Source organism: Stenotrophomonas sp. YIM B13575 (assembly GCF_042787595.1).
GTDB lineage: Bacteria > Pseudomonadota > Gammaproteobacteria > Xanthomonadales > Xanthomonadaceae > Stenotrophomonas > Stenotrophomonas lactitubi_B.
Genome location: NZ_JBHZOP010000137.1, coordinates 1 through 9,785, shown reverse-complemented (window position 1 = coordinate 9,785; position 9,785 = coordinate 1). Strand labels below are relative to the sequence as shown.

At 67.5% G+C, this 9,785-nt stretch carries 11 protein-coding genes; 3 read left to right on the top strand and 8 right to left on the bottom strand.

What is annotated here, in order from left to right:
• Positions 1-143 precede the first annotated feature (143 nt).
• The 3 genes from ACFX4F_RS18440 to ACFX4F_RS18430 are packed head-to-tail and all read right to left on the bottom strand — an operon-like array spanning position 144 to position 2,592.
• Complete coding sequence (locus tag ACFX4F_RS18440) at positions 144-827, bottom strand: HAD family phosphatase (RefSeq protein ID WP_265954721.1); 684 nt, start codon at positions 825-827, stop codon at positions 144-146.
• On the bottom strand, positions 824-1,525 hold the full coding sequence (locus ACFX4F_RS18435; protein WP_380657684.1) for a pseudouridine synthase: 702 nt from the start codon (positions 1,523-1,525) through the stop codon (positions 824-826). The genes ACFX4F_RS18440 and ACFX4F_RS18435 overlap by 4 nt, the downstream gene beginning before the upstream one ends.
• Positions 1,522-2,592, bottom strand: coding sequence for a class I SAM-dependent methyltransferase (locus ACFX4F_RS18430; RefSeq protein WP_380657682.1), 1,071 nt, complete (start codon positions 2,590-2,592; stop codon positions 1,522-1,524). Before ACFX4F_RS18430 ends, ACFX4F_RS18435 begins: the two co-directional genes overlap by 4 nt.
• A gap of 156 nt (positions 2,593-2,748) precedes the next feature.
• On the opposite strand from ACFX4F_RS18430, the gene ACFX4F_RS18425 reads away from it, so the two are divergent.
• A complete protein-coding gene (locus ACFX4F_RS18425) occupies positions 2,749-3,012 on the top strand; it encodes a hypothetical protein (RefSeq protein WP_025878415.1) in 264 nt (87 codons plus the stop codon).
• A gap of 85 nt (positions 3,013-3,097) precedes the next feature.
• Here the strand turns inward: ACFX4F_RS18425 and ACFX4F_RS18420 are convergent, their stop codons facing one another.
• Together ACFX4F_RS18420 and ACFX4F_RS18415 are read right to left on the bottom strand one after the other, a co-directional pair.
• Positions 3,098-3,391: a DUF3247 family protein gene (locus tag ACFX4F_RS18420; RefSeq protein ID WP_380657680.1), complete on the bottom strand. Its 294-nt coding sequence runs from the start codon at positions 3,389-3,391 to the stop codon at positions 3,098-3,100.
• 44 nt (positions 3,392-3,435) lie between these two features.
• Positions 3,436-5,421: an ATP-binding protein gene (locus ACFX4F_RS18415; protein WP_243380374.1), complete on the bottom strand. Its 1,986-nt coding sequence runs from the start codon at positions 5,419-5,421 to the stop codon at positions 3,436-3,438.
• 247 nt (positions 5,422-5,668) lie between these two features.
• On the opposite strand from ACFX4F_RS18415, the gene ACFX4F_RS18410 reads away from it, so the two are divergent.
• Positions 5,669-6,235 (top strand): DUF3016 domain-containing protein, encoded by a 567-nt coding sequence (locus tag ACFX4F_RS18410; RefSeq protein WP_089238446.1) that lies wholly within the window; start codon positions 5,669-5,671, stop codon positions 6,233-6,235.
• Between the two features lie 62 nt (positions 6,236-6,297).
• Here the strand turns inward: ACFX4F_RS18410 and alr are convergent, their stop codons facing one another.
• Both alr and ACFX4F_RS18400 read right to left on the bottom strand, forming a co-directional pair.
• Entirely contained in the window at positions 6,298-7,368 is a 1,071-nt protein-coding gene (gene alr / locus ACFX4F_RS18405) for an alanine racemase (protein ID WP_380657677.1), read from the bottom strand.
• The gene (locus tag ACFX4F_RS18400) at positions 7,347-8,651 is read right to left on the bottom strand and encodes a D-amino acid dehydrogenase (RefSeq protein WP_099821579.1); all 1,305 of its coding nucleotides are present in this window, start codon (positions 8,649-8,651) and stop codon (positions 7,347-7,349) included. The genes alr and ACFX4F_RS18400 overlap by 22 nt, the downstream gene beginning before the upstream one ends.
• A 149-nt stretch (positions 8,652-8,800) precedes the next feature.
• On the opposite strand from ACFX4F_RS18400, the gene ACFX4F_RS18395 reads away from it, so the two are divergent.
• The gene (locus ACFX4F_RS18395) at positions 8,801-9,280 is read left to right on the top strand and encodes an Lrp/AsnC ligand binding domain-containing protein (RefSeq protein ID WP_089241164.1); all 480 of its coding nucleotides are present in this window, start codon (positions 8,801-8,803) and stop codon (positions 9,278-9,280) included.
• Between the two features lie 57 nt (positions 9,281-9,337).
• On the opposite strand, the gene ACFX4F_RS18390 is transcribed toward ACFX4F_RS18395, so the two are convergent.
• Entirely contained in the window at positions 9,338-9,490 is a 153-nt protein-coding gene (locus ACFX4F_RS18390; protein ID WP_265954742.1) for a lana protein, read from the bottom strand.
• Positions 9,491-9,785 lie beyond the last annotated feature (295 nt).

Genomic DNA, 9,785 nt, shown 5'->3' with positions numbered 1-9,785 from the left:
TCGGCACCCACCGGGTTCAAGGTTGGCATCCCGGGTTCAGGGGTGGCACCTACCAGGGCGGTAGCGCCGGGCCATGCCCGGCGAGAGCGGTGAAGCGTGCCGACCAACGGTCGGCACCCACCAGCACCCACCCTCACCCACCGTTACCTTGGCAACAGCGGCAGCAGCAGTGCGTGGGCGTCCACCAGCGAGCCGACGATGCGGTGGCCCAACGCACGCAGTTCTTCATCGGGATGCACCAGGTCCGGCACCTGGATCACGGTCATGCCCGCCGCCAGCGCGGCACGCGTGCCGGCCGGGGAATCCTCCAGCGCCAGGCAGCGTTCCGGTGCCTTGCCCAGCCGCTGCGCGGCCAGCAGGTAGATGTCCGGTGCCGGCTTGGCCCGCGCCACGTCGCCACCGGCGATCACCGCATCGAAGTACGGCAGCAACCCGGTCGCGGCCAGCTTGCGGTTGGCCCGTGGTTGCCGTGTCGAGGTCGCCACCGCACGCGGCACCGCGTGCGACGTCAACAACTCAAGCAGTTCCAGGATGCCCGGGCGCAGCGGCAACCCTGTCTGCGTGCGTTCCTCGTACAGATCATGGCAGCGCGCGGCCATCGCCTCGATCATGCTGTCTTCGATGCCCTGCTGGCGCAGCAGCGCCTGGCTGTCGTGGTCGCCAAGGCCGACCATGCGCACGAAGAAGCTGGCATCCAAGGGCAGGCCGAACTCCTCCGCCGCCTCGCTCCAGCACGCAAGCGACACACGCTCGCTGTCGATCATCAGGCCGTCCATGTCGAAGATGACGGCGTCGGGCAGGAACGGCAGCGCAGCGATGGAGGTCATGGAGCGAACAGCGTATCCAGGTCGGTGGAGGTCAGCAGCCGCCATTGCCCTTCGGCCAGTCCCTGCAGGTCCAGGCCACCGACACGGCTGCGATGCAGTGCCTGCACGTGGTTGCCTGCGGCAGCGAACATGCGGCGTACCTGATGGTAGCGGCCTTCGTGCAGCACCAGGCGCGCCTTGCGCGGCCCAAGCACCTGCAGTTCAGCCGGCAGCAGGGGCGTCTTCTCCGCTTCCAGCATCAGCGTGCCGCTGGCAAACAGCGCCACCTCGTCACCGCGCAGGTCTTCAGCCAGCTCCACTTCGTAGACCTTGGGGAGCTTCGACTTCGGCGAAATGATCCGGTGCAGCAGATTGCCGTCGTCGGTCAGCAGCAGCAGGCCGCTGGTCTCGCGGTCCAGGCGGCCGACGGTGGACAGCACCGGGTCGCGGTCGCGGAAGCGCGGCGGCAGCAGGTCGTAGATCAGGCGGCCCTTGTCCTTGGTCGAACAGGTGTAGCCGGCCGGCTTGTGCATCGCCAGCGACAGGCCCACCGGCGGGTCCAGCGGCTCGCCGTCGACGCGCACCACTTCATGCGGCACCTTGTCGTCGGCATACAGCACCTCGCCGTCGGCGTCGGTGACGCGGCCTTCGCGGAACATCCACTGCACCTGCTTGCGGCTGCCGTAGCCGAGGTTGGCGATGAGCTTGACCAGTTTCACCGACCCTTCCCCTTGCCCTTCACTGCTTCGACCAGCTTGAAGCCATCGCGCTCGGCAACCACGCGCACCGCGCCGAAGCTCTCATTGAGCGTGTACTCGTACGGCAGGTGGCGGTTGGCCACCACGTACAGGCGCCCACCCGGGCGCAGCGCCTGCGCGGCCACGGCGATGAAGCGCTGGCCGATGTCCGGGCGATCCGCACGCGAGGGCGTGTGGAACGGCGGGTTGCTGATGATGACGTCGTAGTCCGGCTCGATACCGGCGGTGACATCACGCCACAGGAAGCGCAGCGGCACCGGGCGCGGCGGCGGCGCAAGATTGAGTTCGGCCAGGTCCAGCGCGCGTTTCTCGGCCTCGTACAGGTCCAGCGCGGTGATCTTCGGGCAGCGGTCCAGCAGCTCGCGCGACAGGTAGCCGTAACCGGCACCGAGGTCGGCCGCACGCCCGGCCAGGTCGGCCGGCAGGTGTTCGGCCAGCAGCGCCGAGGCCGGGTCGATGCGGTCCCAGGCGAACACGCCCGGGCGGCTGAGGAAACGGCCGCCGACGATCGGCCGCACTGCGTCCAGGCTGCCCCAGCGCTTGGCCACGTCCACATCATGCTGGCCCTGCAGCGGAGCGGTCCAGAACACGCGGCAGTGGTTCTTGGTCAGGCTGCCGCCGAGGCCGGCCAACTGCTTGAGATCGCCTTCGCCGGAGCGGGCGCCTTCGTTGTTGTGCTGGCAGGCCACGATGCGGCCCCCCTCGGCGACCAGCGCCAGGGCGCGGGCGAACAGCGCGCGGGCTTCCTCACGCTGGCGCGGCGGCAGCACCAGCACCAGCGGGTAACGGCCGCGGCCGGCAACATCATCCAGCTGGCCGCTGACGGTCCAGCCAGCGGCCTGCTGCAGCGGCTGCGCGAACGGAGCGAAGCTTTGCTCGCAGTCGACCTCGCGGCCGCCGGCCTGCTCGCGCAGGGGCCAGCCGTCACGGGCGCGCAGGAAGGCCACCGGCCCCTCCGGCCAGCGCAGGGCGCCGCTGGAGAACGGCAGGAACAGGGTCTGCAGGGGGGCGTCGTCGCTGGATGCCATCGGCGCGGGTACTGGAAGCGTGAGGGCCGTCCATTGTACCGGCTTGTCCGGCCCGGCCCCGGCCGCCGCTTTGCGAAACTTCAACGTTGCCTTGATGCCGCAGCAACATGCCAGCGTTCAGGGTAGAAGCTCCCCCGCAACTCCTGGAGATCCTGCATGCGTGCCTTGTTCGTCGGAGGTGTTGTCGACAACAGTGAAATGGACCTGGAAGGCAGCCATCCCCCCGTGCATTACCCGGAGGACACCGGCGGTGGTCATTCCCGCTACCGTCTGCACCAGGTCGGCCACGGCGCCGATGGCAGTGTGGCCTACGCCGTGTACGGGGCACCGGATCTGGCCGACGATGAAGTGACCCGGGTAGCCGAGGAGCGCGCCTATGCGCGCAGGTTCGAGGCGACGGCAACGCTGTTCGAGCACTGACAGGCCTGTAGCGCCCGAGCCCATGCTCGGGCGGCGGCACAGCCGCGCAAACGGCAGCCGAGCATGGGCTCGGCTCTACATCGGATCAAGGCGCCGTGGGCGGCAGCTCGCGGATGCTGGCGATTTCATCCAGCCATACGTGATGCTGCTGCACCGGCGAATCGAGATCGTCCAGCCGCAGCTGGCCGTTGCTGCCTTCGTCGCCGGCGTCGTTGCGGTACTGCTGCAGCGTCGGCTGCACCGCAACCGTGCCCAGCAGGCGGCGGCCATCGTGCAGGGTCAGCTGCACCTGGGTTTCGCCGCGCAACTGTGGCAGCAGGGCTTCCAGGCGCGTGATCTGCGCTGGGTCGGTATGGATGCGGGGAGCAATACGGGACATCGGCGACCTCCTGCTCTGCAGGGTCGCCGATTGGCCGTGAATGCTCAGTGCAGCAGTCCGTCCCCGCGCGTGGCCTGCACGCGCCGCACGACACCTACCAGCTGGGCCACCGAGTACGGCTTGGCCACGTGTTCCTGGAAGCCCGAGGCCAGCGCGCGACGTCGGTCATCCGCGCGCGCCAGCGCCGTCACCGCCACCGCTGGCAGTGCGGCGGCATCCACGCCCAGATCCTGTCGCAGCGTGCTCACCAGGCCATAGCCATCCATGCCCGGCATGCCGATATCGGTCAGCAGCACGTGGTACTGCAGGTGGCCATTGTCGGCCAGCAGCGCCAGCGCCTCGCCTGCGGAACTGGCCGCGGACACGCTGGCGCCCTGCTCTTCCAGCATGCGCCGCAGGTACTCCAGCACTTCTGGCTGGTCTTCCACCGCCAGCACATGCAGGCCGCGCAGCGGGTAGGGCTCGACCACCATCGGCTCCAGGATCGGACCGCTGACGACCTCACGCAGCGGACGCCGCTCGGCATCGGGCAGGTGCTGCGGCAGGCGCACAGTGAAGGTGGAACCGTGACCGTGGCCATCGCTGGCCGCGCTGACCGTACCGCCGTGCAGTTCGACCAGCTGCTGCACGATGGCCAGGCCCAGGCCCAGACCGCCATGGCGGCGGGTGGTGGTGCCGTCGGCCTGGCGGAAGCGGCTGAACAGATGGTTCAGGAACTCCGGCGCGATGCCGTCGCCGGTATCGCGCACGGTGATCGTCCAGTAGTTGCCATCGGCCTGCAGCTGCACGTCGATGCGGCCTTCGGCCGGGGTGAACTTGATCGCGTTGGACAGCAGGTTCCAGAACACCTGCTGCAGCCGGGTGGCATCGCCCAGCACCTGGCAGGCCTGCGCCGGCAGCTGCAGGGTGACGTCCAGCGCCTTGCCCTCGGCCACCAGCTCCTGCGCGCCCATCGCTTCGTTCAACTGGTCGCGCAGATCCAGCACTTCCACTTCCAGCTGCACCTTGCCCAGCAGCATGCTGCTGAGATCGAGCATGTCCGAGATCAACCGCTTCTGCGCGGTGGCACTGTTGGCGATCACCCCCAGGCCCTTGTACAGCGGGCTGGTGGCATCGACGCGCTGCAGCAGCAGTTCGCTCCAGCCCAGGATCGTGGTCAGCGGCGTGCGCAGCTCGTGCGACAGCGTGGCCAGGAACTCATCCTTCAGCCGCGCCATGTTTTCTGCAGCACTGCGCGCGGCGCGCTCGGACTGCAGCAGTTCCTCGCGCGCCAGTTCGATCTCGCGACGCTCGGTGACGTCCGGGCTGCTGCCGGCCAGGCCGATGAAGCGGCCCATCCGCGAGAAGCGCGGACGCGCGTTCATTTCCAGCCAGCGCCACTGTCCATCGGCACGGCGGGCGCGCACCAGCGCGTGCATCGAACGCTGCGCTTTCAGTGCTTCCTGCAGTTCGTATTCGAACACCGAGGCATCGTCGGGATGCACCAGGCCGCGCCAGACATCTTCCGGCACGCGGTTCTCGTCGCCGCCGAAGAACTCGCTGAAGGCACTGTTGACGAAACGGGCGTGGCCGCGCTCATCCAGCACCCACACCGGCATCGGCAGGCCATCGGCCAACGCACTGAAACGGGCCTCGCTCTCGCCCAGTTCCACTTCCATCTGCTTGCGCGCGGTCACATCGAAGAACAGGATGCCGACCTTGTCCTCGCCTGGCCGCCCCACCCGAACGGCATCAACGGCGAACGTACGCCCCAGGGCACGTGCCTCCATCTCGAACTGGGCCGGCCGCCCGGTCCGGGCGACTTCGCCATAGATGCGGAACCAGTCGCCTTCGTGCTGCGGCTCCAGCGCGCTCATGCGCTTGCCACAGGCATCCTTCAGGCCGGTGTGGCGCTCGAAAGCGTCGTTGACCTCGAGGAAGCGGTAATCGATCGCCTCGTCGCCATCGAACAGCACCTGGATCACACAGAAACCTGCGTTGATGCGCTCAAGCACGCCATGGTGCAGGTCAGTTTCGGGCGTCGGCACCATCAAGGGTGAGCGCTCCACGAGGGGCGGCAGTGTGGACAAGGGCGTCGTGAAAAGACCGGATGGAGGTACAGCATCTTCCAGAGCGCGTATTCACAGCGTCAAGCGCCGTCAGTCACGGTTGACGACCATGAATTGGCGGCAACTGTTGACGCATTTGACGCTACTGACCATTGCTGCGGCCCTCCAGCGGGATCACACTCGATCCGAGATCATCACCCTCCCCGCTTCGGGGACGCAGGAGACTGCCATGAAAGGTTCGCTTTCAACCGCCCTGCTGCTGGCCGGCATGCTTGCCGTGGGCAGCGTGGCCGCCGCGCCGCGCACGGTAACCGCGCCCGACGCACCGCGCGCGCTGCAGGCCGATGGCCCGGTCAGCGTGAAGTGGGACGATCCGGCGAAGTTCACCGAGCTCCGTCAGAGCAGCAACCGCTTCGAGGCTGAACGTGGGGACTGGGTGCAGCAGCTGGCACGTTACGTACAGACCAGCGCCGCCAAGCCACTGCAGGCCGGGCAGACGCTGGACGTGACCCTGGTCGATATCAAGCGCGCGGGCGACTACGAGCCCTGGCACGGCCCGCGTGGCAGCGACATCCGGATCATGCGCGACATCTACCCGCCGCGGATCACCCTGCAGTACACGCTGAAGGATGCCAGCGGGCGCATCATCGATGAAGGCGACGCCCGCCTGAGCGACAGCGGCTACCTGCACAACATCGGCCTGAAGAGCGATACCGATCCGCTGCGCTATGAAAAGCGCCTGATCGATGACTGGGTGAAGCGCCAGCTGACCTCGCGCGTCACCGCTGCCCGGTAGGTGTCGACCTTGGTCGACACGCATTCACGGCGCCGACCAGGGTCGCCCGTTACCAGCGCCGGTCAATCCTGGTAGACGCGTGCCACGCGCTTGACACCACACGGCAGCTGGTAGGCACTGACACCGCAACGCGGCGCCAACTCTGAAAGGGTCGGCGCAGTGCCCCACAGTTCCACCACGCTGCCGACGCCGGCGTGCGCATGCGCGGTCAGGTCCACGGTCAGCATGTCCATCGACACGCGGCCGATCAGCCCACCGGGTTGGCCATCGATCAGCACCGGGGTGCCATTGGGAGCGAACTGCGGATAGCCATCGGCATAGCCCAGTGCGACCACGCCCACGCGTGTGCGTGCCTTGGCGACGAAACGCGCACCGTAGCCGACCGGCTCGCCGGCCTCGATCCAGCGCTCGGCGATCACCTTGGACTGCATCGTCATCACCGGGCGTAGGCGCGCAGTGAGTTCGCTGTTGTCCGGCAGCGGGTTGGCCCCGTACAGCATCAGGCCCGGGCGCACCCAGTCACTGCACACATCCGGCCAGCCCAGCAGCGCCGGCGAATTGCAGACGCTGGTCTCACCTTGCAGGCCTTCGATGGCCTCCACGAAGGTCGCGGCCTGCTCATGGGTGCGCTCGCTGTCCAGCTCATCGGCGCGCGCCAGGTGGGTCATCAGTACGATGCGCGCCACCTGCGGCAGTGCCGACACGCGCGCGTGCGCGGCGCGGAAACCGGCCACGTCCAGGCCCAGCCGGTGCATGCCACTGTCCAGCTTCAGCCACACCGTCAGCGGGCGCGGGCTGTCGAACGCGGCCAGCGCTTCCAGCTGCCACGGCGAACCGACCGAGAACCACAGGTCATGCTCGGCCACCAGCGCCATTTCGCTCGGCTCGAAGATGCCTTCCAGCAGCAGGATCGGGGCACGGATACCGGCCTGGCGCAGTTCCAGCGCCTCTTCAATCGTGGCCACACCGAAGCCGTCGGCCTCACCTTCCAGTGCCTGCGCGCAGCGCACCGCACCATGGCCATAGGCATCGGCCTTGATGATCGCCAGCGCCTTGCCACCGCCCAGTTCACGGGCCAGGCGGTAGTTGCTGCGCAGTGCGCCCAGGTCGATCAGCGCGCGGGCAGGACGCATGTGCGGTTCTCATGTTGCGGGGCGTGGCGGTACTGGCCGTAGCGGAAGATATCCAGGCCTTCGGTGCTGATCTGCGGCTGGCGCGCGCTCATCAGGTCGGCCAGGTAGCGGCCCGAGCCGCAGGCCATGGTCCAGCCCAGCGTACCGTGGCCGGTGTTGAGGAACAGGTTGCGGAACGGCGTGGCGCCGATCACCGGCGTGCCGTCCGGCGTAGCCGGGCGCAGGCCGGTCCAGAACTCGGCCTTGGCCAGGTCACCGCCCTTCGGGTACAGATCGCGCACCACCAGTTCCAGCGTCTCGCGGCGACGCGGCGACAGCGACAGGTCGAAACCGGCCACTTCAGCCATGCCGCCGACGCGGATGCGGTTGTCGAAGCGGGTGACCGCCACCTTGTAGCTCTCATCGAGGATGGTCGAGGTGGGCGCCATCGCCGGATCGGTGATCGGCAGGGTCAGCGAGTAGCCCTTCAGCGGGTACACCGGCAGACGCATGCCCAGCGGCGCAACCAGTGCCGGTGAATAGCTGCCCAGTGCGACCACGAAGCGGTCCGCGGTTTCCAGCTTGCCGCCGATGCGTACGCCGGTGATGCGGTCACCGTCGAATTCCACGCCGGTGATGTCCTGGTCGTAGCGGAACTCGACACCCGCTTCGGCCGCCATCTGCGCCAGGCGGCGGGTGAACAGCTGGCAATCGCCGGTCTGGTCGCGCGGCAGGCGCAGCGCGCCGACCAGGCCATCGACGTGGGCCAGCGCGGGCTCGGCCTTGATGATGCCGGCGCGATCCAGCACTTCGTACGGCACGCCGTACTGGGCCAGGATCTCGATGTCCTGCGCTGATGCATCCAGCTGCTGCTGGGTGCGGAACAGCTGGGTGGTGCCCAGGTCGCGCCCTTCGAAATCGATGCCGATCTGCGCGCGCAGCTCGTTCAGGCAGTCGCGGCTGTACTCGGACATGCGCACCATGCGCGCCTTGTTGATCGCGTAGCGCTCGTGGGTGCAGTTGCGCAGCATCTGCCACAACCAGCGGTACTGGGCCAGGTCCATGCCCGGCTTGATCGCCAGCGGCGCGTGCTTCTCGAACAGCCAACCGATGGCCTTCTTCGGCACGCCCGGGGCTGCCCACGGCGAGGTGTAGCCGAAGGACAGCTGGCCGGCATTGGCGAAGCTGGTTTCCAGCGCAGGACCGGGCTGGCGGTCGACGACCGTGACTTCAAACCCGGCCTGTCGCAGGTACCAGGCACTGGTGGTGCCGATCACGCCGCTGCCGAGAACTAGGACTCGCATGGGAATTCTCCAACCCGATCATTCCCTGCATTTGGGTGCGCAGGGGCCACAATCGGGGAAGTATATTCTTCCGTTCCTAGGTGATTTGCCTGATTTTAGGAATGCAGGCAGGATATTTTCCTCTGATTCATTCCCCGAGGTTGACGGCCATGACCACCCGCCCCCGCGAACTGGACAAGATCGACCGCAAGATCCTGCGCATCCTGCAGGGCGAAGGCCGCATTTCCTTCACCGAGCTGGGCGAACGGGTCGGTCTGTCGACCACCCCGTGTACCGAGCGCGTGCGCCGGTTGGAGCGCGAAGCAGTGATCACCGGCTATCACGCCCACCTGGACCCGTCGGCGCTGAAAGCCAGCCTGCTGGTGTTCGTCGAGATCAGCCTGGCCTACAAGTCCGGTGACATCTTCGAGGAGTTCCGGCGGGCGGCGCTGAAGCTGCCCAACGTGCTGGAATGCCATCTGGTGTCGGGCGATTTCGATTACCTGCTGAAGGCGCGGATCAGCGAGATGGCTTCGTATCGCAAGCTGCTTGGCAGCACCCTGCTGACCCTGCCGCATGTGCGTGAATCGAAGAGCTACATCGTGATGGAAGAGGTCAAGGAGACCTGGTCGCTGCCGATTCCCGATTGAATCGACCGGCGGCAGCGGGACCAGACCCCTTAGCACGGGCTCTGGCCCCTGGCTGCATCAACGCTGCTGCGGGTTCTTCATGGAACCCTGTTGCGGATTCTTCTTCTGCTGCTCGCTCGGCTGCTGTTGCTGTTGCTGCTGGCGCTGCTGGTCCTGCGGTGTTTTGCCCTGCTGTTCCTTGCCGGGATGACGGTTCTGCTGGTTGGCCATGATCGTATTCCAAGGGGACGAGGGAAGCGCGGCGGCGGGGATGCCGGCGCAGGTCCACCGTGGTCCTGGCGCGGTTAATCGCAGGCGAAAAACGGGTGATGCGGGGTGTGCAGGGCGGGGGCTGTTTTCCGGCGTTCATGTGGGTGGCGGGTTTCCTGCCAACGGCTGAGCCCCTCGTGGCTGGGCCGGGTGCGGTGCTGCGGGTGGGCCGGGCGGGTGGGCTGTGCAGGGGGCGCTGCAAGTACGTCCCTGTAAGCTCGGTCGCCGCATCCATGCGGCTCACGCCCCTGCACAG

Bases quoted from the DNA above. Each gene is read 5' to 3' on its own strand.
- ACFX4F_RS18440 (WP_265954721.1), bottom strand. From the start codon at position 827: ATGACCTCCATCGCTGCGCTGCCGTTCCTGCCCGACGCCGTCATCTTC.
- ACFX4F_RS18430 (WP_380657682.1), bottom strand. From the start codon at position 2,592: ATGGCATCCAGCGACGACGCCCCCCTGCAGACCCTGTTCCTGCCGTTC.
- ACFX4F_RS18425 (WP_025878415.1), top strand. From the start codon at position 2,749: ATGCGTGCCTTGTTCGTCGGAGGTGTTGTCGACAACAGTGAAATGGAC.
- ACFX4F_RS18420 (WP_380657680.1), bottom strand. From the start codon at position 3,391: ATGTCCCGTATTGCTCCCCGCATCCATACCGACCCAGCGCAGATCACG.
- ACFX4F_RS18415 (WP_243380374.1), bottom strand. From the start codon at position 5,421: ATGGTGCCGACGCCCGAAACTGACCTGCACCATGGCGTGCTTGAGCGC.
- ACFX4F_RS18410 (WP_089238446.1), top strand. From the start codon at position 5,669: ATGAAAGGTTCGCTTTCAACCGCCCTGCTGCTGGCCGGCATGCTTGCC.
- alr (WP_380657677.1), bottom strand. From the start codon at position 7,368: ATGCGTCCTGCCCGCGCGCTGATCGACCTGGGCGCACTGCGCAGCAAC.
- ACFX4F_RS18400 (WP_099821579.1), bottom strand. From the start codon at position 8,651: ATGCGAGTCCTAGTTCTCGGCAGCGGCGTGATCGGCACCACCAGTGCC.
- ACFX4F_RS18395 (WP_089241164.1), top strand. From the start codon at position 8,801: ATGACCACCCGCCCCCGCGAACTGGACAAGATCGACCGCAAGATCCTG.
- ACFX4F_RS18390 (WP_265954742.1), bottom strand. From the start codon at position 9,490: ATGGCCAACCAGCAGAACCGTCATCCCGGCAAGGAACAGCAGGGCAAA.